Source organism: Ktedonobacter robiniae (assembly GCF_016587375.1).
GTDB lineage: Bacteria > Chloroflexota > Ktedonobacteria > Ktedonobacterales > Ktedonobacteraceae > Ktedonobacter > Ktedonobacter robiniae.
Genome location: NZ_BNJG01000001.1, coordinates 1,551,348 through 1,572,876, shown reverse-complemented (window position 1 = coordinate 1,572,876; position 21,529 = coordinate 1,551,348). Strand labels below are relative to the sequence as shown.

The 21,529-nt window shown below is 54.9% G+C and carries 23 protein-coding genes and 1 pseudogene; 6 read left to right on the top strand and 18 right to left on the bottom strand.

The window, feature by feature from the left end:
• Positions 1 to 34 precede the first annotated feature (34 nt).
• From atpG to JMJ04_RS06380, 11 genes are all read right to left on the bottom strand, one after another.
• On the bottom strand, positions 35 to 928 hold the full coding sequence (atpG, locus tag JMJ04_RS06430; protein WP_201369706.1) for an ATP synthase F1 subunit gamma: 894 nt from the start codon (positions 926 to 928) through the stop codon (positions 35 to 37).
• Positions 929 to 939: 11 nt separating this feature from the next.
• Positions 940 to 2,472 carry a F0F1 ATP synthase subunit alpha gene (gene atpA / locus JMJ04_RS06425; protein WP_201369705.1) on the bottom strand — a complete coding sequence of 511 codons (1,533 nt, stop codon included), beginning with the start codon at positions 2,470 to 2,472 and terminating at the stop codon, positions 940 to 942.
• A 314-nt stretch (positions 2,473 to 2,786) separates the two neighbouring features.
• Entirely contained in the window at positions 2,787 to 3,374 is a 588-nt protein-coding gene (gene atpH, locus JMJ04_RS06420; protein WP_007912092.1) for an ATP synthase F1 subunit delta, read from the bottom strand.
• Positions 3,374 to 3,910 carry a F0F1 ATP synthase subunit B gene (gene atpF, locus JMJ04_RS06415; RefSeq protein ID WP_201369704.1) on the bottom strand — a complete coding sequence of 179 codons (537 nt, stop codon included), beginning with the start codon at positions 3,908 to 3,910 and terminating at the stop codon, positions 3,374 to 3,376. Before atpF ends, atpH begins: the two co-directional genes overlap by 1 nt.
• Before the next feature lie 148 nt (positions 3,911 to 4,058).
• The gene (gene atpE, locus JMJ04_RS06410; protein ID WP_201369703.1) at positions 4,059 to 4,271 is read right to left on the bottom strand and encodes an ATP synthase F0 subunit C; all 213 of its coding nucleotides are present in this window, start codon (positions 4,269 to 4,271) and stop codon (positions 4,059 to 4,061) included.
• A gap of 245 nt (positions 4,272 to 4,516) precedes the next feature.
• Positions 4,517 to 5,380 (bottom strand): F0F1 ATP synthase subunit A, encoded by an 864-nt coding sequence (gene atpB / locus JMJ04_RS06405; protein WP_201369702.1) that lies wholly within the window; start codon positions 5,378 to 5,380, stop codon positions 4,517 to 4,519.
• 151 nt (positions 5,381 to 5,531) lie between these two features.
• The gene (locus tag JMJ04_RS48615) at positions 5,532 to 5,753 is read right to left on the bottom strand and encodes an AtpZ/AtpI family protein (RefSeq protein WP_201369701.1); all 222 of its coding nucleotides are present in this window, start codon (positions 5,751 to 5,753) and stop codon (positions 5,532 to 5,534) included.
• Between the two features lie 100 nt (positions 5,754 to 5,853).
• Positions 5,854 to 6,837, bottom strand: coding sequence for an NAD-dependent epimerase/dehydratase family protein (locus JMJ04_RS06395; protein ID WP_201369700.1), 984 nt, complete (start codon positions 6,835 to 6,837; stop codon positions 5,854 to 5,856).
• Positions 6,834 to 8,000, bottom strand: coding sequence for a DUF362 domain-containing protein (locus JMJ04_RS06390; protein ID WP_201369699.1), 1,167 nt, complete (start codon positions 7,998 to 8,000; stop codon positions 6,834 to 6,836). The genes JMJ04_RS06395 and JMJ04_RS06390 overlap by 4 nt, the downstream gene beginning before the upstream one ends.
• A 292-nt stretch (positions 8,001 to 8,292) precedes the next feature.
• Complete coding sequence (locus tag JMJ04_RS06385) at positions 8,293 to 10,155, bottom strand: ArnT family glycosyltransferase (RefSeq protein ID WP_201369698.1); 1,863 nt, start codon at positions 10,153 to 10,155, stop codon at positions 8,293 to 8,295.
• A 36-nt stretch (positions 10,156 to 10,191) separates the two neighbouring features.
• On the bottom strand, positions 10,192 to 11,454 hold the full coding sequence (locus JMJ04_RS06380) for a glycosyltransferase (RefSeq protein WP_201369697.1): 1,263 nt from the start codon (positions 11,452 to 11,454) through the stop codon (positions 10,192 to 10,194).
• Between the two features lie 273 nt (positions 11,455 to 11,727).
• Between JMJ04_RS06380 and JMJ04_RS06375 the strand changes: the two genes are divergently transcribed.
• Both JMJ04_RS06375 and JMJ04_RS06370 read left to right on the top strand, forming a co-directional pair.
• On the top strand, positions 11,728 to 12,708 hold the full coding sequence (locus tag JMJ04_RS06375) for a D-2-hydroxyacid dehydrogenase (RefSeq protein ID WP_201369696.1): 981 nt from the start codon (positions 11,728 to 11,730) through the stop codon (positions 12,706 to 12,708).
• Positions 12,709 to 12,815: 107 nt separating this feature from the next.
• Positions 12,816 to 13,409, top strand: a complete 594-nt coding sequence (locus JMJ04_RS06370; protein WP_201369695.1) for a DUF3090 family protein — start codon at positions 12,816 to 12,818, stop codon at positions 13,407 to 13,409.
• Between the two features lie 56 nt (positions 13,410 to 13,465).
• On the opposite strand, the gene JMJ04_RS06365 is transcribed toward JMJ04_RS06370, so the two are convergent.
• Positions 13,466 to 13,870: a hypothetical protein gene (locus JMJ04_RS06365; protein WP_201369694.1), complete on the bottom strand. Its 405-nt coding sequence runs from the start codon at positions 13,868 to 13,870 to the stop codon at positions 13,466 to 13,468.
• 2 nt (positions 13,871 to 13,872) lie between these two features.
• A complete protein-coding gene (locus JMJ04_RS06360) occupies positions 13,873 to 14,112 on the bottom strand; it encodes a hypothetical protein (RefSeq protein WP_236038132.1) in 240 nt (79 codons plus the stop codon).
• A 724-nt stretch (positions 14,113 to 14,836) separates the two neighbouring features.
• Between JMJ04_RS06360 and JMJ04_RS06355 the strand changes: the two genes are divergently transcribed.
• The 3 genes and pseudogenes from JMJ04_RS06355 (at position 14,837) to JMJ04_RS06350 (ending at position 15,715) form a co-directional block, all read left to right on the top strand.
• On the top strand, positions 14,837 to 15,313 hold the full coding sequence (locus JMJ04_RS06355) for an IS5 family transposase (protein WP_201369692.1): 477 nt from the start codon (positions 14,837 to 14,839) through the stop codon (positions 15,311 to 15,313).
• Positions 15,279 to 15,362, top strand: a pseudogene (locus JMJ04_RS48610) (hypothetical protein); the annotation flags it as partial. The gene JMJ04_RS06355 and the pseudogene JMJ04_RS48610, both read left to right, overlap by 35 nt.
• A gap of 143 nt (positions 15,363 to 15,505) precedes the next feature.
• The gene (locus tag JMJ04_RS06350; protein ID WP_201369691.1) at positions 15,506 to 15,715 is read left to right on the top strand and encodes a transposase; all 210 of its coding nucleotides are present in this window, start codon (positions 15,506 to 15,508) and stop codon (positions 15,713 to 15,715) included.
• A gap of 9 nt (positions 15,716 to 15,724) precedes the next feature.
• On the opposite strand, the gene JMJ04_RS06345 is transcribed toward JMJ04_RS06350, so the two are convergent.
• From JMJ04_RS06345 to JMJ04_RS06330, 4 genes are all read right to left on the bottom strand, one after another.
• Positions 15,725 to 16,480: a zinc ribbon domain-containing protein gene (locus JMJ04_RS06345; RefSeq protein ID WP_201369690.1), complete on the bottom strand. Its 756-nt coding sequence runs from the start codon at positions 16,478 to 16,480 to the stop codon at positions 15,725 to 15,727.
• 15 nt (positions 16,481 to 16,495) lie between these two features.
• Positions 16,496 to 17,341, bottom strand: a complete 846-nt coding sequence (locus JMJ04_RS06340) for a DegV family protein (RefSeq protein WP_201369689.1) — start codon at positions 17,339 to 17,341, stop codon at positions 16,496 to 16,498.
• 195 nt (positions 17,342 to 17,536) lie between these two features.
• Complete coding sequence (locus JMJ04_RS06335; RefSeq protein ID WP_201369688.1) at positions 17,537 to 19,240, bottom strand: DAK2 domain-containing protein; 1,704 nt, start codon at positions 19,238 to 19,240, stop codon at positions 17,537 to 17,539.
• Between the two features lie 19 nt (positions 19,241 to 19,259).
• On the bottom strand, positions 19,260 to 19,655 hold the full coding sequence (locus JMJ04_RS06330) for an Asp23/Gls24 family envelope stress response protein (RefSeq protein WP_201369687.1): 396 nt from the start codon (positions 19,653 to 19,655) through the stop codon (positions 19,260 to 19,262).
• A 353-nt stretch (positions 19,656 to 20,008) separates the two neighbouring features.
• Between JMJ04_RS06330 and rpmB the strand changes: the two genes are divergently transcribed.
• Positions 20,009 to 20,206, top strand: a complete 198-nt coding sequence (gene rpmB / locus JMJ04_RS06325) for a 50S ribosomal protein L28 (RefSeq protein ID WP_201369686.1) — start codon at positions 20,009 to 20,011, stop codon at positions 20,204 to 20,206.
• A gap of 152 nt (positions 20,207 to 20,358) precedes the next feature.
• Here the strand turns inward: rpmB and rlmN are convergent, their stop codons facing one another.
• Positions 20,359 to 21,525, bottom strand: a complete 1,167-nt coding sequence (gene rlmN, locus JMJ04_RS06320; protein ID WP_201369685.1) for a dual-specificity RNA methyltransferase RlmN — start codon at positions 21,523 to 21,525, stop codon at positions 20,359 to 20,361.
• Between the last annotated feature and the right edge of the window lie 4 nt (positions 21,526 to 21,529).

Genomic DNA, 21,529 nt, shown 5'->3' with positions numbered 1-21,529 from the left:
CTACCAGTATGCTTGCTTCTGTCTAGGTCTATCTCTAGACGGCTTCAGAACCGGCCACGACCTCAAGAATCTGCGTGGTAATAGCGGTCTGACGCGCTTTATTATAGGTCAGAGAGAGATCTTGAATAAGATCGTTCGCACTATCGGTCGCGTTTTTCATTGCGATCATCTGTGCGGAATACTGGCTGGCGATCATTTCCAGCAGAGCCTGGTAGACCAGGGTATCCACATAACGTGGCAGGAGAGCCTTGAAGATCTCCTGTGGGTTCGGCTCATAGATGTAGTCTTGCTTCTCAGCCTTCGTGCCTTCCTCAGACGCCGGTGGCTGCACAGGCAACAACTGGACCGTTGTTGGCTGCTGCGTCACCGTGTTGATGAATTTCGGATAGACCATGTAGACCACATCCACATCGCCATTGAGAAAACTCTCAACCGCGACTTGAGCGATAGCCCTGGCATCAGCCATGCTGGGACGGTCACCCAGGTTGACGAATTCGGCAACCATGTTCTGTTTCGTCCGCACAACAAAGTCACGACCTTTGCGACCAACCGCGACATAGTCTACGGCGGGATGCTGGCCGTTCTCAGCGAGGCGTTGCTGCTCCTCAAGCACGCTGGCCGCAAGCTTACGGTTGACGTTGCTGGGAAGCGCGCCGCTCAGGCCGCGATCAGGTGAAATGACAATGTAGCCAATCTTGCGTACGGGTCGTTGCTTCAGCAGAGCTACATCATCACCCAGTTCCTCGGTGCCGACGGCCGCGAGGCGCGAGACAAGCTCGCGCAGCTGGTCGGCATAGGGGCGGGCCTGTGTGACCCGGTCCTGCGCGCGACGCATCTTGCTGCTCGCCACCATCTGCATGGCCTTGGTAATCTGAGCAATGTTTTTAATCGACCGAATACGCTGGCCAATTTCTCGAATCGATGCCATCAGCCTACCTCCTAGCGCGCCAGGGCGGTCTGCTTGTACTCTTCGATAGCGGCACCCAGCTTCTTCTGCAATTCGGGAGACATCTTATTTTTCTGTTTGACCGATTTCTCGACGATCTCCTGGCCGAGTGCTGGATAGGTGGTATCCAGGTAGCGGTAGAGACCATTCTCGAAGTCAGCGACCTTGTCCAGCTCGATATCATCGAGATAGCCATTGGTGGCGGCGTAAATGATGATGACCTGTTTCTCTACAGGAACCGGGCTGTACTGCGGCTGCTTGAGAATTTCTGTCAGGCGGCGGCCGCGATCAATACGTGCCTTGGTGGCCTTATCCAGGTCGGAGGCGAACTGAGCGAAGGCGGCGAGGCTGCGGAACTGCGCCAGATCAAGGCGAAGTGTACCGGCTACCTGGCTCATACCCTTCGTCTGCGCGCTACTACCCACGCGGGAGACCGAGAGGCCGACGTTAAGGGCCGGGCGCTGACCAGCGTTGAAGAGGTCTGTCTCCAGGAAGATCTGGCCATCGGTAATCGAAATGACGTTGGTTGGGATGTAGGCCGAGATGTCGTTCGCCTTGGTCTCGATGATGGGTAGCGCGGTCAGCGAACCACCACCGTAATCGTCGTTCAGGCGGGCGGCGCGCTCCAGCAGGCGAGAGTGCAGATAGAAGACATCGCCAGGGAAGGCTTCGCGGCCTGGAGGGCGGCGAATGATCAGGGACATGTTACGATAGGCTTCAGCGTGCTTGGTCAGGTCATCATAGATGATCAGTGCATCGCGTCCGCTCTCCATGAATTCTTCACCAATGGCACAACCCGCGTAGGGGGCCAGGTACTTCAAGGGGGCGGGATCGGATGCGCCAGCGGCCACGATAACGGTGTACTCCATCGCGCCGTGCTGCTCCAGGATGGCGCGTGTGCGGGCGATTGAGGAGTTTTTCTGACCAATTGCGACGTAGATACAGAACAGGTCCTTGCCCTTCTGGTTGATGATCGTATCGATGGCGATAGCGGTCTTACCAGTCTGGCGGTCGCCAATGATCAGCTCGCGCTGGCCACGGCCGATAGGAATCATGCTGTCAATGGCCTTGATACCAGTCTGTACTGGAGTGTTCACCGAGTGGCGGGTAATAACGCCAGGGGCGACACGCTCGACAGGGCGGGTCTTATCGGTTGTGATAGGACCACGGTCGTCGATAGCCTGGCCCAGGGAATTGACCACGCGACCCAGCAGGGCGTCGCCAACGGGTACCTCAATGATACGACCGGTCGTGCGCACCTCGTCGTCCTCGCGGACCTGGGTGTAGTCGCCCAGGATTGGGCAGCTTACGGTTTCTTCTTCAAGGTTAAACGCCAGGCCATAGAGACCTGTGCGGGGAAATTCTACCAGCTCAAGATATTTTACATCTTGCAGGCCATACACACGGGCGATGCCGTCCTGCACCGCGATAACGGTGCCGACGCTCGCGGTCGCCGTTGTTTCGGTGCCGAAGCCTGCGATGTTTTTCTCTATGATGGCACTGATTTCGTCAGCCCAAGATGCCATCGTATTCCTCCTAGTTTCGTATCCTAGTGGTCTGTCTGCTTACGGTTTCTTGTTGTCTGCGTTGCCGGTGCATTTAGTCTTTCAAGCCTCTTTCAAGCCCGTTTCAGGCCGCATCCCGTAAGGGATGGCAGGACGAGAGCGGGACGAAAGCATGACAGGGGGTCTTCTCTACGAGACGTATCCAGCCCCTTCCTCTACGGAAACCTGAGCGCGAAGCGCTAGTCGCGTGAGCGACGTTGGTTTTCGCATAAGGAGCCAATGGGCGGATAGCGAAAGGGTAGTATCACAGTGGTGAGGAAGAGACCTCGCGCGCCTTAGCGTAGTGCAGGCTCTTCCTCAGAGAAAAAATCTCGACTGCTGGAAGCCGCTTCATTGAGCAAGCGTTGCTGTAAGGCATGCAAACGGAAACGCACGCTTCCATCAATGACCTGATCTCCCACACGAGCCACGACACCACCCAGAATGCTCGGATCGACCCGGGTCTGCATGATAACACTCTTCCCGGTTCGCTTTTCTAATGCTTGTTGCAAGACCGTGCGCTGCCCTTCATCGAGGGGCTGTGCCGTTGTCACCTCGGCGATTGCCTGATTGCGATAGTCCAGAACCAGTTGTTCCAGTTCGACAGCAATTTTTGGCATAGCGTCGACCAGTTCACGCTGAACGATCAACAGAGCGAGGTTGAGCGATGTCGGCAACACCCGAGGCTCGAGAGCCTGGCGCAGCGCGGTCTCTTTGCGCTTAGTCGGAACCTTTGGCTCGCGCAGGAGGTACGCCAGTTTGCGAATCGAAAAGAGGCGTGCAATCTCCTTCACGTCCTCAAGCGTGCGATCAAGCGTATTCTGCTTGCGCGCAAGCTCGAAGATGGCTCCGGCGTAGCGGCGTGCTACCGCTCCTTTTAACATTAGTTGTTCCTCGTCTGGTCAGTGGCAACGATAAAGTCTTCCACCAGGCGGCGATTGTCTTTGCTATCAACGGATTTGTTGATGACTTTGCCGGCGGCTTCGATAGAGAGGTTGATTACCTGGCGGCTCAGCTCATTGCGAGCGCGGTTGGCCTCTTGCTGGATGCGAGCGATCTGCTGCTGCCCCACCTGCTCAGCGCGGGCCTGGGCCTCTTCGATGATGCGGTTAGCTTCTTGCTGTGCGTTCTTGCTGGCACGCTCGATGGTCTCAGCTGACTGGCGGCGTGCTTCCAGAAGGAGCTGCTCAGCGCGGTTATTGGCCTCGGCGAGATCTCTTTTGGCCTTCTCAGCGTTTTCGATACCTTCACGGATGATCGCCTGGCGCTTATCCATGATCTTTAGCAGGGCCGGGAAGCCCCAGCGCCACAGGATCAGGAAGACGATACCAAAGCTAATCAACTGCGAGATAAAGAAGGCCATGTTAATACCAAGTCCGCCACTGCTCTCACTCGCTTGAGCGAGAATAAGTGCTTGCATTTTTTGCCTCCTTGATGGCGCTATGCCATCACTTGTCCCCTATACGCGACACGGAGACGCAGCTCATCGTGTCTGTCTCACCGTCTACGACTGGCTGTGTCTCTGTGTCGTGCGCATATAGGGAAGCCTCAGAATAAATAATTCAGGGCTAGACAAATTTGATGAGCAAAGAGACCAGCAGTGCGTAGATAGCGATAGCTTCGGCGAACGCCAGGCCCAGGATCAGGTTGGTCTGGATAACAGGAGCGGCTTCAGGATTGCGACCGATGGCGTTGAAGGCCTGACCGGCGGCAATACCAATACCAATACCAGGACCGATGGCTCCGAGACCGATGGCGAGGGCGATAGCGAGTTCTTTCATCTTGAATAATCCTCCCTGGACGGTGTGTCCAGTATTTTTAATGTATAATTAATTTATGCAATCGCAGAAAGATTCCGCGAGTAGCAATCACGTTGAAAAGGTACAATACGTTGATGGGACGATGCAGAGAGGTCGATCCTTGCTGTTGATCGGCGCTGCAAAAGCACGCGTCTACATATGTGCGCCATATGTAGACGCGTGCTTTTGCAGCGCCGTCTCACACGGCTCGATACTCTTGCGTTCGTCTAGGCGTGGCTGCCCGCTGCTGAGGTCTGACCAAGGTCAACCTCCTCACCATGCTCCTCGTCATGGCCATGGCCAGTAACGGCAAGTTGCAGATAGATGAGCGTCAACAGGGCGAAAACAAAGGCCTGGACTGCGGCAACAAACAGCTCAAACGGAATGAAGATGACATTTGCGAAAGCAGGTAGCAGGAAGGCGAAGACTGCCAGCACGATGCTGCCTGCGAAGATGTTACCAAAGAGACGGAAGGCCAGCGAAAGAATGCGGCTAATCTCACTGACAACCTCAAGCAAACCCACGAAGAATTCAATGAAGCCAGTCCCTGAGAACTTGAGCAGGCTCCGCAGATTGACATACTTCATGGTATGTTCTTTAAAGCCAAGCGTCGCGAAGCCAACGCACTGCGCGGTGATTACTGCGATCAGAGCCATCGCAATCGTGAGATTGAGATCGGTCGTGGCAGGGCGAATCCAGGGAATGAGCGCGTTTGAAGCGTCACCCCACAGGAGAATGCCTGGATGGGCTCCCTTGGGCAGTTCTTCTGGATTAATAGAACCAATCGAGTCGACACCAGGGATGACGTCAAGCAGGTTGGAAACCAGGATAAAGCAGAAGAACGTAGCAGCCAGGGGAAAGAACCTACGCGCGTTTTTCTTACCAGTTATATTTTCGGCCAGATTCAGCAGAAATTCAACGATAACCTCCATGGCATTTTGCAGGCCACGGGGAATCATATCACCTCTGCGCGTCGCGAAAAAGAAAAGAGCGACAAGTACGATAATGGAAATCCAGGTGCAAAACAAGGTATTAGTGACCTGAAAGTTAAGACCTGGAATCGTGAAGATAATTTCCGGTGCGAGTTGCACATGGGGAAGTCTCCAGAGATTCACGCGGCATCCTCCAGTTGCGGCGGACCCTGCCAGATGGATCTCTTTGTCATTAGATAGCGACCCCGTTTTGCTCTCAGCAATAAAGCTTGCTTCTCCCTGGATGATGCCCACCAGGGCGCGAAGAAACCTATAAAACCTGTGAGTTTTTTAACAAACGGTAGGCACCGTAGATGCCAGAGATCAGGCCAAGCAGCAGCCCGAGCAGTATAAATAATGGTCTGGTATGTAACCAACCATCGAGAAACGTTCCTACAACGGCAAGTAGAATAATGGGAACTGCGATAGTGAAGCCAAGTTGTCCAACTAACGCCAAGTTCGCCCAGACTGGGTTCGGCGGCTGTCGCTTCATCTTAAAAATCCCATCTATCTTCTCTTCTTATTGTACCTATGGGATTATAGCACAGGCGACAAAATTTGTGCAATGTTAGTTCTTTTTTCTCCCCCAGACATTAAAGATAACCATGTTCGCGATACCAGGCAATGGTATAGCGGATGCCGTCATTGAGTCCAACCTGAGGCGTAAATTGCAGCTCACGCCGAGCGCGTTCGCAGCTATAGATGCGGCTATGTGTGAGAAAGTCGATCCGGCTGGCGGTCAGGGGAGCGCTGGCCTCGCCCATGCATGGCAGCCAGCGAAAGATCATTGCCGCACCATAAGCCATCCAGGTAGGGAGACTCAGCGGACAGGGGTGGCGTTTAAGGACGTTAGCAATTGTACCTGCTAGATCCGTAAAGCTGACCGCAAGATCTCCCGCGATGTTATAGCAGCGTCCAATGGCCTGCGGGAGGCGCGCTGCTAGAAGAAATGATCGGCTCATATCGTCAATGTAGATAGGGTGAATATAGGCACGGCCACCAGCGATGGTGGCGGGCAGACCGCGAGCGACCTGGCGGAAGAAGCCGAGGAGGTGGAGGTCTCCTGGCCCATAGACCAGGGCGGGCCGTACCACCGTGACGGGAAGCTGCGCTTCGGCATGAGCGCGCAGCGCCAGCTCTTCTCCTGCCAGCTTGCTTTGCTCATAGGGATTGGTCGGCGCATATAGGCTGGCTTCATCAGCCGCGTTCAGGCCAGTGACGCCATAGACGCCAGTGGTACTACAGTGAACCAGGCGACTCAGCCTTGGGAGGTCGCGACAGCACTGCAGGAGCACCTGTGTGCCCTCGACATGCGTCTCGTGATAGCGCTCCGCTGGAATGTTGGGGTGGTAGAGGCGCCCCGCGAGGTGATAGATGACCTCGATATCCTTGAGCGCGGCTGCTACTTTGGGGGCTTCCAGCAGGTCACCCTGGAGAATCTCTACGCGTGTGCCGAAGAGGCGATGAGCTTTATAAGCATCGCGTGCCAGGACACGCACGCTCTCTCCCTCCGCCAGGAGCCGTCTGACCAGGGCCGCGCCCAGAAAGCCAGTCGCGCCAGTGACCAGGACCTTCATGAGCGCGCTCCTGAATAACCCTTGACGCCGATCGCTTGCTCAGGGCAGGCCTCGTAACAGAGCAGGCAGCGCTGGCAGGTAGCGTAATTGACCTTGAGTGTCTGGAGATTGATGACCTCGGGGAGGGGACAGGCGCGTACACACTCGCCGCACCGAGTGCATTGTTCACGCTCGATGACGGGGCGTGTACCTACTAGACCTGTACTATAGAGGGTGGTACAGAGATGTTTGCCGCGCTGGGCGAGCCAGGTATAGGGGAAGTCGAGGGGGTACATCAGCCAGAAGAGAAGGCGGTAGAGGCTATTTTGCCGGGGGAGGCGAAAGGTCTTGAGCGGTTGGGGCAGTTCGTGGGTAAAGTGTATCTCGGGCTGACCAAAGTGTTTCAGTGCCAGGCGCAGGTGCGGAATCGCGCGTGGTGGCACATTCACCAGGCTACAGCAGGCCAGGTCAACTGCAAGACTACTGCGACCAGCCACCAGGACCTGGAGGTCTGCCTTCTCGCCATACAGGGGGCCCTCGCCATCCTGTCCCACACTCCCATCGACGATGTTGAGATCTGCCTGTAGACCCAGGTTCATATCCACAATACATTGGTCTATCCCCAGGGTATGCATCGCGCGACGGGCGGGCCTGGGAAGTAGCCCCATAAGGTTCTTCATGCTCAGTGTCATGCCGGAGACAACGTGGGTTTTTAAAACGGGCAGGTTGATTAGACGAGCATCATCCAGCAGGCGTGGGAACTCGAAGGAGCGCAGGCGTTTCGCCCCCGCAGGGTGTACCTCGCGCCACTCGTTCGTGCCGCCTTCGAGGTCCAGGCGGGCGATGCGAATCTTGTGGCGTGCGCAGAACTCCTCTACCCCCAGCAGGGTATAGGTCGCCTCGCGATCAAACTCTGTCCCTGGCATTTCGCAGAGCACAGACTCAGCCCCGCAGGCGCGCACCTCCTCAGCCACGGCCTTGAGTACGGCCAAACTGGTGGTAGCTCCCGTCTCAGCACGCCTTCCCGCCACAAAGTTTGGTTTGAGTACCGCTACTTTCGCACCCCGCATCACCGTTTCCATGCCGCCTATGCCCGCGATGGCGCGGTGCGTTGCCTCTTCAATCCCCTCAAAGGTGCGTACAATGCTGACATGCTGGCTGCCAGCATTCTCGTTCGCATCCATATCTCACTCTTCCCTTCCAACAAATCCCATTTCTCGCGCCTGCGGCACTCGCTTGAGTAGATGTGTAGGTGGAATCATGGTTGCCTGCGGCAACCATGATTCCACCTACACATCTGACCAGGATGTGATACATACCCTGCACGTGAGTTTATCTTACTACTTAAAGATGTATCCATCCAGATATGTAGTACTTATGGATATTTGAGGTTTTATATGTAAAATTGTCTATTTAAGGCCTGGTTTGATGGATGAGAGGGCATGGCAACCTGCGGCTCCCATACCCTCTCATCCATCAAGTCTTATGTTGAACCTGGTAGATGCTGATGTCATAGAAGTGTGCACGCTCAATGGAGTGCTTGAGGGCCTGCTGAAGGATGGAGCTGCCGCCTCTAACTTCCCGGATCATATTGAGATGGAGAATGACATCGGGATCGACAAGAATGTAGTCAATATTCTGCCAGTTGTCCTTGAGTTGGTCGTGATAGATGGATGGATCAGTGGCAACGTTAAAGAAGAGTTGCGCTTTCGGAAAGGGGGAATGCGCTCCCACGGCCTCACCCCCGCTTACGCTCATATCCACAAAGTACTGGGGTGGAATGATGACAACTGTATTGCGAGGCAGATGCTCACGCATCCAATCCATGGCCTGGCGCTGCTCCTGTGCATAGTCGTGAGTATAGATGGGCTGGGCGTGCAGGATATCATAGGGGACTATGGCCGCGATAGCGAGCAGGATCAGGATACCCTGCAAAAGGGGTAAGTGCATGGCCTGGCTTATCCAGCGCGCCAGCGTAGCGCAGGCGAAGGCGCAGTTCATGGCTACGAGAGGAATGAGCGGGATAATATAGTAGGGAAAGACGACCCCTCCACGAATGAAGAGCAGCCAGAAGCTGAGTGCCAGCAGAGAGAGGAGCAACTGATTGCGCTGGCGGAAGCCAAACACCAGGTTAAACACGGGCGCTACAATACTCATGACGACCAGGAGACTATCCAGCCCCATCCACTGGCTGAAGCTGGTGCCCAGGCTGCCTTCGCTCTGGGTCCGTTTTGTCTGCTCAAGGATGGTCTGTAACAGGCTCAGGTGCGCGTGGTTATCCCAGGGGAGATGCCATGCATAGGGGAAGAACTCGTTACGCATCAGGGCCATGAGAATCCAGGCCGAGCAGAGTGCTAGCGTGGTATAGCCAAATGCCACCAGCGCGAACTTGCGCTGGAAATGTGTCGTATACAGCCAGACTGCATATAGCATTGCTGGCATAAGGAGGATGAGTACCTCTTTAGAGAGAATGGCTATCCCCAGCGTGAGGGCAGAGAAGATGATCGCTCGCAGGCGGCTATTACCGGTGACGAGCAGGAAGAGTGAGAGCAAGAACCAGAAGATGGCGATGTTATCGAGGTAGATCTCACGCTGATAGGTGATTCCAAGAGGTGTCAGCGCGAAGATACCCATAGCAAGCAGCCCCAGGCTGCGACGTGCCGAGAGGCGGCGTGTTATCAGGTAAACCAGGAGTGCGCTTCCCAATTTATAGAGTAAGACAATGACGCGCCCCGTATTGAGCGCATTGCCAAAGGCAAAGAAGCCATTGAAGAGTGGAATCCAGGTGGCAAGCTGGATCCAGCCCGCGGGTGGATGCGCGTAGCCATAAGCATAAGGCATGAGCTGCCCCTGGAGAATGGACCAGGCGCTGGCCATATAGGTGCCCTCGTCCAGTTCGTAGCGTGGAAAGTTGAACATATTATAGGCGTGGGCGAGACCAACTCCAACAAGAACCAGCAGGAGTCCGAGCGTCTCCAGCCAGATGGGAATCGGAAAACGTGAGTGCCTCGCCATGTTGAGGGTGTCCAGGCGCGGCATGCGGCGTGTCTCGCTGTCGGCGATGCGTGTCTGTTGTTGCGGTAGAACCTTGGGGAGCGCGCTGGTTACCCCGCTTGGCTTGCGCAAGGGGTGGACACGTTGTTGTCTGCGATTGACTGTACTGACATAAAAGTTTTCCTGCTTATGTAAGATGAGTCGCCCCTGAGGCAAGGAATGGATCTGTGGCCTCTCAGGAGCTTGCTGCTCTGCACCTATACCCGGCCATGGAGTTATTGGCAGGGACTGCGTCGGGGTATTTATATGTCTGTTCGCTTGCTGTTGTGTTTCATCTCTTACCACAAATCAACCACCTATCTGATAGAAGTGTTTATTCTTTCATTGTCTATGCTGACCAATATGGGCCGTTTTCTCCCAATTAGTTGCGCCCTGAAGAAAGCGGGAGACCGCGCGCAGGGCGCCCAGGCCTAGCAGAAACTGGTAGGGAACCGAGGCGAAAAGCATGATAGCAGCCTCGCGTATACTCCATGAACGCCCATGCGCTTTAAGAAACTCATACAGCCCTGCCTGGTCGATAAAGATGCCCATGATAAAGATGTAGAGCGGCAAGAACGTCAATAAAGATATCCAGAGAGGTAATTTAATAAAGAAAAAGGTGAGCAACGAAACTGGGATGAGCAGGGTAAAGAATGCCTGTACCTCTGGGAGCACCAGGACATAGAAAGCGAGCAGGCGTTGGTAGGGGCGCTCTAGTTTTAGCCACTCGCCTTTGAAGAGAATCTGGATAAAGCCCTGATTCCAGCGAGTCCGTTGCTTGATAAACTGCTCAATAGTGTGGGGGGTCTCCTCGCGTGTCACAAACTCATCGTCGTAAATGACGCGCATGCGTGCGTGGGAGAGCGCCAGGCGAATGCCCAGGTCGGCATCTTCGGTCAGGCAGGTCTCGTCCCAGCCACCCAGAGTCTCCATCAGTTCGCGTCGGACGAAGACGGTATTGCCACCAAGGGGCGTCATGCCTACGTTGGCGAAGAAATGCAGGGAGGATTTAAACCAGAAGAAGTATTCGAGAACATTAAGAAAGCAGAACCACTTCGTGTTATGGTTCATTAATTGAACCCCACTCTGGACCACGTCGACGTCATCAGTAAGCATCGTGGTATTGATAATGTTGAGGATATCCGGGTGAGGCTCATCCTCGGCATCAAAAATCGTCACGACATCGCCGCGTGCGACCTGGAGTGCGAGGTTGAGCCCATGCGGTTTATTGATGGGTTTGTCATTAAAGACCAGGAGTTGTACATTGGGATCACCTAATTCATCGATCTTGGCCTGGGCTTCGGCAATGGTGTTGGGATCGTCCTCGCGACAGATGACGATAATTTGTAATAAATCTTTGGGATAGTTGAGATCATAGATTTTCTGCATTGTTTCGCGTAGGACCTCTTCCTCGTGGCGCGCAGGCAGCAGAATAGTAAAGGTCAGGCAGGGATCGAGGTAGACGGTCGGGGCGCTATTGAGCCAGGCATGTTCTGGCGTTTCCCAGATGAAGAGACGCAACCGAATATTGAAAATGGCTTGTATGGCCATAATAAACGCAATAAGTAGATAGACCCCTTCGAGAATAGTAATAAGAATACTCAAACGTTCTTTCTCCGCTTAGGTATAGAGATATGCGCAATAGAGCGTCGCGTATAGCGACACCTGAATATTTAAACGCATTACTCTAAATAAAGGAACAGCATGGGAGAAACGTCATACCTAAAATGCTTGAAAGATTGCTAGCGCGTGTGTTTTATGTGCCATTGATATATAGTAGGTTGAGAGTCTTGCGTTCCCGTGATGATTTCGGATAGACTGAAATAATGGAGCAAAGGTGTCCACAAAGGGCCTTACAGAGTAGTTAAGGAGTTGAGTATGGCGCAAGGTCTGCAAGTAGTCAGTACATTTCCTTTTTCCCCCGCCTCACAGGCTGTGTTAAGCGAGGCTGCGGGTAAGGAGATCTTATGCCTTAGTGATAGCGACGAGTTTGAAGCGAGCCTGGGCGAGGCCGATGTGCTTTGTGCCTACAAGGTACCCACGAATTGGCGCCAACTGGCGCCGCGCTTACGCTGGTTGCAGGCGTCGGGAGCTGGTGTGGATGGTCTGCGCATAAGTGGTATCCTGACGGCCGATAGTGGCGTACAGGTCACAACGGCGGTGGGTATCCATGCCACCACCATTGGCGAGTACGTGTTCGCGAGTATGCTTATGTATAATCGCTCCTGGCCCACGATGGTGCGTTTACAGGATCAGCGCATATGGCCACGAAGCGCGAACTGGTATAAACTGGGGGGACGCGAACTGGCGGGACAGACGCTAGGGATTATTGGTCTGGGGAGTATTGGTCAGCGCGTGGCCTTCCTGGGCCAGGCTTTTGGCATGCGGGTCCTGGCAACCAGACGTACGGTACAGGCGGGAGCGCACCAGGAGCATGTAGATCAGCTTTATCCTATGACGCAGTTGCATGCTATGCTAAGCGAGTGTGATTATGTCGTGGTCGCTGTTCCATTGACGGCCGAGACTGAGCACCTGTTGGGTGAGGCCGAGTTTCAAGCGATGCGCCAGCATGCCTACCTAGTCAATGTGGCGCGTGGCCGCGTGGTGGATGAGCGGGCGCTTGTCAGGGCATTGCGCGAGGGATGGATTGGAGGCGCGGGCCTGGATGTAACCGAAGAAGAGCCTTTGCCTGCCGAGAGTCCCTTGTATACGTTAGCGAATGTCATCCTGACCCCTCACATCTCGGGCGAGAGCGTGCATTATGACCAGCGTCTCGCAACGCTCTTCGCGGAAAACTTGCGGCGCTACCGAGCGGGCCAGCCACTACAGAATAGATATGATCCCGCACGTGGATATTAGCTTGACATCAGCTTGACATCAGCTTGCTCCTGGTTCTGGCGCTTATAGCGTCGAGGGAGAAGGTCTGTAGAGGGCGCGATAGTTCATTTAGAAGGAAGAGGGCTTGTATGAGCAATGATCTTGGCCGCATCGAGACACTCGGTGCGGATGCAGTGGGTATGCCGGGGCAGCGACGTTTCCGACTCTATGCCAGGAGTGGGCGTGGATCAGCGGTTGTGTGGATGGAGAAGGAACATTTGCGCACCCTTGCCGAGACCCTGGAACGTATTCTCGGTGCGATTGCGGACGGCGAGGTCTTGCGCCTAGAGGCGCGTCCGGGGGGCTTGCCATCTCCCACGGGAATGCCAGGAGATTTTCCGCTTACGCCAACATACGATTTTCAGGTGGGGCAGATGAAGCTCAACTTTGATGAGCATAATGAAATGTTTCTGCTGAGCCTGGCCCCAATGGAGATTATTGAGGAGCGCGGGGAGCCGCAGGCGCTCATTCTGGAGGATGAAGCGGTTGTGTTGCGTTTCTCACCCCAGGAGGCCTTGGAACTCTCAAATGAGATTGGCCTGGTAGTGGCCGCTGGTCGCCCGGTCTGCCCCTTCTGCCATATGCCCCTGGATGGTGGTCCCCATGCCTGTGTTAAGCAGAACGGGCACCATAAGATTGTACAGATGGAGATTCAGGATATCGATGAGGATGAAGAAGAGTAAGAGCGCGTTACTGTGCGCTCTTACTCTTCTTTTATCGACTACCTGAATAGCGAGCATTACTCAATACAAAGGTATTTATTCGCTTTTTGGAGATACGTCTCTTCGTTTGCCTCGATCATAAGCTTGTGCAGTACCACTAAATCGCTATCGGGCAGCGATTCCACGGGTTGTAGGCAGAGACGCATGATCGCGCGACCATGTTCGAACACCTGCACATAGCCACTATGGCGTGGTACACGATACACGCGATGCGGAGCTGTAGGGCTTGGGATTTCCAGGTACCCATACCAGAAGAGCTGCCGAAATTGCTCGTGGGTGAGGAGATCGCGCAGCAAGTGACTAGCTCTACGCTCCGCTCGTGACCATCCCTTCACATAGGGCTGAAAAATCAGCCAGAGTATGGGAGAGATGGCCAGGGCAATTGCGAGCCAATATAGGGCCGTCAGGATATGGGGTACCAAGTTTATCCACCAACCACTCTTGGCACTAGAACGATTTGTTCCGCGGTGGCATCAAAGTCTTCGATGCGTTCGGCTGGTTTGCCAGGATCGAGGCGGAAAGCGGTCGCGCCTCGTGCACGCTCTTGGGCAAAAATGCGCTCGGCTTCTTGAATTGCAGCCACGGCTTCAGCATCACCCGCGAGAACTTTCTGCTCGTCCCAGGTGAGACGGTCGTCACCACGCCGTGACATCACCCGTAACATACCCACAGTCGTTCCTCCTTCGTAGTCTACGCCATTTTTGGATGGCAGCTTCCAACGAATGTCGTGGAACAACCTTGGCGTCCGTTAGCAAACGGTGAGGGCGTGGTATATCTCAATGAGCAGATGAACATATATAGCTCGTCGCTCGTCGCTCGTCCTCGCATTGCTGGTTGTTCCTCCTGGCGCAGGAGCCCATGGAAATCTTACATGGGGAGGAAGCGCCTATACTCCTTGTGTGCGTGCCTTGCTAGTTGTCCATGTATAACAAGTATACCAGAGCACCCTACAGACGACCGGGACAAGCTTCAGGCAGGCGTTGGTGGAGACACTTCCCTGCGTGCTGTATAAGAGGCACGCATAGTTCCGACTCTCGGTTTGATCCCCAGACTTGAGATTAACCGACGCGCTACGCCATACAACATTAGTATACGGTACGCGATGAAGTGCAATGCATGAAACATACTGTAATACTATTGTACGCGAATACCCTTCATTCGTCAATCGTTTGTGCCTGCCTGTTATCTTAGAAGCTTGCTTGCTGCACCTGTTTTCTCCCCTGCAATGTTCAGGGAAAGAGGGTATGGATGTGTGGTATGGGCGATCGCCCATACCACACATCCATACCCTCTTTAGATAGTGTTTGAAAGTGGTCATCTCGCCGAGAGGAAGAAGAAAGGGGTTGATGTAACGAGTCGAAGAAGCAGAAAGAAAGTGCAGAAGGCGTATGAAGGTGACACTGGGGAGGAAAGCCTATCCCTCCGATCTGACGGATGAGCAGTGGGAACTGTTGGAACCCCTGATCCCTCAACCATCCCTGCAGGGCCGCAAGCCGTTTGTCTCGCGACGCGAGGTCGTCAATGCAATTTTGTACGTTTTGCGCAGTGGATGTCCCTGGCGCATGCTGCCCCATGAATTTCCCGCGTGGCAAAGCGTCTATTACAATTTTCACCGCTGGGAGCGCGAAGGCGTTTGGGATCGTATTTTGCAAACCCTACGCATGCGGATGCGCACCAGGCAAGGCCGAGAGGAAGAGCCAAGTGCTGCGATCATCGACAGTCAATCCATCAAAACGAGTGCGGTTCGGGGTCCTGAAAAGGGCTACGACGTCGGGAAAAAAAACGTGGGGCCGCAAGCGTCATGCATTCGTCGATACGCAGGGCAATCTGTTGGCTGTGAAGGTGACAGGAGCCCAGGCCTCTGATCACCAGGGCGGCACTGCCCTGCTCGAGCCACTCAAGAATGCGCTTCCCCGTCTGCAGCTCATTTGGGGCGATAGTCATTACGGCGGAACCTTTCTGACCTGGGTGAAAGAAACGCTGGGCTGGACGATTGAGACCATCCATGCAGTCACGCTCCCCAAACGAGGCCTGCTCGTGCCCGAAGGGGAGGAGGTGTGGACTGGGACGCATTGTTTCCCACAGGCTTGCGGCCTCAGCCCAAGCGATGGATCATTGAGCGCAGTTTCTCCTGGATCGTGCGCTGGAGGAGGCTTTGCCGCGATCACGAGGGGCTCCCACAGAGCAGTGAGGCCTTTATCAAGCTCTCTGCCAGCTACCGTATGCTCACCACGCTCGTGCCAGCTTTCCCATCGCGACCGTTTTAAAACACTATCTTAGACGGCGTTTTGGAGCTTTGTGCCGCATTCAGGACAGAAGCGGGTTCCTGGTGCCAGGGATTGCGCACACTGTGGGCAGGTTACCTCCTGGGCGGGAATCCGTGTGCCGCAGTCCTGGCAAAATTTGCCTGCGGCGCCCGGGCGGCGACAATTGGGGCAGGCTACAGCCTGTGCCCCCTGGAAAGCCAGGGCGGCTGGCAGTTGGTAGGGCGGACTTCCAGGAGGGAGTGCTTGCTGCTGAGGGGAAGCAAGGAGGTCGGGCGTCGCGGCTGAGGGAATAGCCGCGACATTGAAGCGGGGTGCGTGATACTGCTCTTCAATCTGCTTACGCTGAGCCTCGACATTGAGTTCATGTTGAAACTGGGAGCCATCCGCTTTCAAATCGGGGGCACAGTGCGTGCAGAGGTTAAGCTGAATATTAAAGCAACGCATACAAACTGTCTGGTGACAGCGTGGGCAGGTATGGAAATTATGTTGGATCTCACCCCATGAGCGTTGGAGAGCGCCAGCCTGTTCCGTATGCCACTGGCTACCATAGATTTTCTGGCCAGCTTCAGCGGCACGCCCCCAGAAACCATTGAGCAGGCCAACACCAATATCCATAATGTTGCTGGCTGTGCTCACTGAAGAGCGGATAGGCTGGGTGTCTATCTGCCAGTAACAGCTCTGGCAGGTAAAACGAAAGGCGAAGTAGCCCTGAGATTGATTGCTCATGTCCTGGTAAATGTTGGGAACCACATAATGCTGCGACATGCTGTCACCTCAAAATTATTTGGCTGTTACTACCGAGATCGCGGCCGTACCAGGACCGGTATGTGTGCCTAGCACTGCGCCTAGCTTCCAGATGGCAATATCGCCAGAATAGACGGGCTTAAGGGCCTCCGATAGCTGTTGCCCAACCTCTTCACTGGACTCAGCAATGGCCAGATATTCGATTGGGCCTAGCTCCTGAAGAATCTGCGCGACGCGAGCATAAGCCTTGCCGCGCGTGCGGGCGCGCTCAACAGGAATGACGACTCCCTCCTTCAGGGAGATGATGGGTTTAATGTTGAGCACATTGCCCAGCATCGCTGTTGCGCCACCAATACGCCCACCGCGCCTGACATACTCTAAGGTGTCGAGAACTGCGAAGATGCGTGTCCGCTCCAAGCGATCGACGAGGTGCGCTTTTATCTCTTCAAGTCCCAGGCCTGCCTGTGCCTCTTCTGCGGCCTTAATTACGGGATAGCCCATACCCACACTAGTAGTCTTAGAGTCAACGATCTCAATGGGGATTTTTCGCAGATCTTCTGGCAGGGCGTCGCGCGCGGTACAGGCTGACTGATAGGTGCCGCTTAACTGAGAGGTGAGATGGACCGAGAGGATGCCGGTTGCGCCTTCTTGAATCAAACGCGTAAAGGTCTCTTGAAAGCGTGCGGGCGCAGGCTGAGATGTGCGAGGTAGCTCTTTGCTTCCTTGCAGTTTCTGGTAGAATGCCGCATTATCCATCTCGATATTGTCGAGGTAGGCGTCATCGCCAAAGGCGACAGTAAGTGGCACGATCTCAATGCCGAGTGCCTTCGCCTGCTCGATAGGCAGGTCTGAGGTGCTGTCAGTAACGATACGAACGGTCATACTGGCCTCCTGGCAGGAAGAAGCGGCGTTCTCTCACGAGCATCAACTCTGATGAGTGGTGATAGCACTAGAACGCCTGCTGCTGCCTTTGTAGTGTAGTGGGTGTAGCTTGAACGGGTAGGTATCTTGCACAGGCACCTGCCTGTAGCAGTCCTGGCATGCCAGGTGCATCGCAGGCAGGTGCCTGGGGTTCCCTTATTCTGCCGAGAGAATGTAGGCGTAGTAGGGCTGGCCTCCGCTGACAACCTCAATCTCAAGATGTGAGTGGAGCTGCTTGAGCCGTTTGCAGGTTGCGTGTGCCTCTTCGGCGGTGACTTCTGCTCCATAATACATTGTAACTATTTCATAGTTATCGATATGCATGCGTTGGAGCGTATCTTCGAGCACGGGCTGCATCTGCTGACCGGCAACGGCCAGGTTTCCATTGATGACACCGATGAAATCGCCTTCGCGCACGCTGATGTTATGAATATTGACGGTGCGTACCGCGGTAGTGATCTCGGCGGTCTGGATGGATTGAGAGGCTTCTTTCATTGCCTGGCAGACGTCCTCGAAGTCATCCTCGTAGTTATAGGCCATCAGCGCCGCGATGCCCTGGGGCATTGTTTTGCAGGGAATGACAAAGACTTTTTTCTGCGTCAGGCCATTGACCTGTTGCGCGCTTAAGATCACGTTGCTGTTATTGGGGAGGATGATCACCTGCTGCGAGGGAGCGTTTTCTACGGCGGCGAGTAGTTCTTCAATGCTGGGGTTCATGGTCTGGCCACCCGAGACGATTGATTGGACGCCCATGCCTCTGAAGACCTCTTCAAATCCCTCACCCGAGGCGACGGCTACCAGGGCGATAGGTACCTCTTTTTCTACATCCGGTTCAGGCTCTTCATCTTCGGCGTGCTCGGCCGCGCTCTCAGCGGCGTAGGTCAGGCTCTGTTCCTGCAAGTTCTCGATATTGATATCGTTCAGGCTACCGAGGCTGACGCCATAATCAAGGATTTTGCCGGGCGTGAGTGTATGAGTATGAACCTTGAGGAGGGTCTCGTCGCCCGCCACCACTGTTGAGACGCCCCCCATATCAATAATGGCCTGGCGAATGCCTTCGACGTCCAGATTCTTGCCGCTGAGCAGGAAGACGACCTCGTAGCCGAACTCTTCCTCAACCGTGACACGCCCTTTTTTGGCGGCGCGCTCTTTTTGCTGGAGCAGTGGTTGCAATTGGGTGACGGTTGCAGCCGGGCTAGCGGCCTCACCACGAATGTAGCGCAGAATACCCTCCAGAATTGTGCAGAAGCCCTGCCCGCCCGCGTCAACGACGCCTGCCTGTTTCAGGGTGGGCAACTGATTGGGGGTATTGGCAACAGCCAGGCGTGCGGCCGAAACCGCTTCCTGCATTAAACCGACCAGGTCATCACCGCGTTCCGCGCTCTGTTTGGTTGCCTCAGCAGTCTCGCGTACAACCGTTAAGATAGTGCCCTCAACGGGTTTGATAACAGCGCGGTAAGCCAGACGCTGGGCTTGTTGAAAGGCTTCAGCCAGATCAGTGGCGGCGAAGGTTGGTTTCCCCTCTAGACCCTGGGCCAGCCCACGCAACGTCTGCGAAAGGATAACTCCTGAGTTGCCACGCGCGCCCAGCAGGGCATCGTGGGCGAGGCGTGCGGCCACAGCCCCCGCAGAGCTTTCTGTCGTTTCTGCGATATTGCGGATGGCTGAGCGCATGGTGGCTGACATGTTGGAACCAGTATCCCCGTCGGGAACGGGAAAGACATTCAGGGCATTGATGGTTTCGCGATTTTCTTCCAACCACGCCGCGCCTGCCAGGATCGCTTTCTTGAGATCCTGACCGTCAAAAACGCTGATACGTCTGGCCCGCTGTCGAATTGAGCGCGGTGAGTGTTCCTGCATAGCGTCTGTGCTACCTTTTTTACTGTTTTTCTTGTGTGCCAGGTCCATGGAGGAGGCCCTGGACATTCACGTTAACTTGAGCAACGGGCAGACCCAACATCTTCTCAAGTGAGAATTTGACGCTGCTCATGATATTGTGTGCTATTTCGGAGATGCGCAATCCGTACTCTAACACGACATAGATATCTACAATGAGCTGATCATTGACCACATTGACCCGCACTCCCTGATTCACATGTTGTGTTGAAAGCAGGATAGGCTCTCCATAGTGGAGGCGTGGGGAAGCCAGTCCTAGCACCCCATAACACCCAGTTGTAGCCTGTACTACAATCGTATGAATGGCGTTAGGAAGGACTTCAATTTTACCTCGGGGGTGAGAGCTGGATTGTGGTTTTAGAGCATGTGCTTTTGGCATACGCAATTGTCTTCTCTCTTGCCAAATTAGCCTATATGGGTTATACTCGCATAACGTGCCAGGGATTCCCAGGCGAAGCACGAGTTGTCACTCTTGACAACGCCGGTGTTTCAGCTTATCATCATTCTGGTTTTGCGGCTATGGCAAACGGGTGTTATCCCGAATTTCCCTGGCAGTAGCACAAGGGAATAGCCACTGAAGCAGTATACCAGAGACCTCGATCATAAATCAAGCAGCAGCGGAACGTGTGTCGGCAGGCATGGACTTTATGGCTGTCGGAACCTCTTATACTACAAGCAGGTATCTATCACAAAGTATGTTTCCGTCGCAGTCTGGTAGGAAGGAAGAGTAACATGGCAGCAGGTCGTTGTGATGTCTGTGAGCGCAAGCCCATGTATGGTAACAATGTGCCACACTCTCAGCATCGTACGCGCCGTCGCTTCGTGCTCAACGTACAGCGCCGTCGCCTTGAGGTGAATGGTACCGTGCAGAACGTCAATATCTGCACACGCTGCATGCGCACCATGAGCAAAATGCCGAAGGTGCGCTAAGCAGGCAGACAGAAAAACAAGAAGGTACCCACAAAGGTTACTTCTCTCCCAGCAGGGAGGTGGTCTTTGCGGGTACCTTTTTGCGTAAGGGAACGTGGGGAGTGCAGAGGGGCTGACGCCCCTCTGCACTCCCCACGTTCCCTTTTTTAGATTTAGACAACCGGAATAGCTTTGCGTCGGTTCTCGAAGCGGGTACGTAGCTGTCCACAGGCGGCAGCGATATCATCGCCGCGCTCCGCACGCACGCTATTGCTGATGCCACGTTCAAAGAGAATATTGCGGAAGGCGCGAATGGCGTCTGGACCTGGGGGACGATAGCCAGCCGAGGTCGCGTTTACGGGAATACAGTTGACGTGCGCGAACTGCTTGAGCGGGGCCAGCAGTTCTGCTAACTGCTGAGCGCGCTCCGGCGTATCATTGACGCCTGCCAGCAAGACATATTCAAATGTGACCTGCCTTCGTGTCGCCGTGATATAGTCCTGGCAGGCGGCCAGCAGTTCTTCCAGCGGGTACTTGCGGTTAACAGGCATGGTCTGGCTGCGCGCCTCATTGGTGGGCGCGTGGAGGGAGATGGCCAGGTTGACCTGGAGCTGCTCCTGGCTCAATTTGCGGATGGCTGGCACCAGGCCAACGGTCGAGACGGTCATATGCCGCGCCCCCAGGTTGAAGCCTGCGGCACTATTGAGGATGCGCAGGGCCTGGAGCACATTGTCGTAGTTGTGTAGTGGCTCGCCCATGCCCATCAAGACGATATTGGTGATGTGATCGATAGGTGTACTACCGGGAAGGCCAGCCGCGCTCCAGGGAGTGGCGCGTAGCTCGCGCGCGAAGTGGAGTACCTGGGCGATAATCTCGCCTGATTGTAAGTGGCGATCAAAGCCCATCTGGCCAGTGGCGCAGAAGGTGCAGCCAAAGGCGCATCCCGCCTGGCTGGAGACGCAGACGGTGGCGCGTGCGCTACTCTCGCCCAGGGGAGGATAGAGCATCAACACCGACTCGATCAATTTGCCATCGGCGAGTTCTAGCAGAATCTTACGTGTGCGGTCGTCTTTCGAACTCATCTCGCTGCGCACGACGAGTGGGCCGATACAGGCCTCCTCTTCCAAGCGCTGACGGAGCTTCAGCGGCAGATTCGACATGGCTGCGAAGTTATCGACAAGCTGCTGGTAGATCCAGCTATAGATCTGCTTAGCGCGAAATGCGGCCTCGCCTCGCGCGGCCAGCCACTCCTGCAACTGCGGCAGCGTCAGCGTGAGCAGATCGGTTTTAGGTTGTGTCTGTTGTGTCGTATTCATATCTGTTGTCGGTGTTGGAATCATAGTT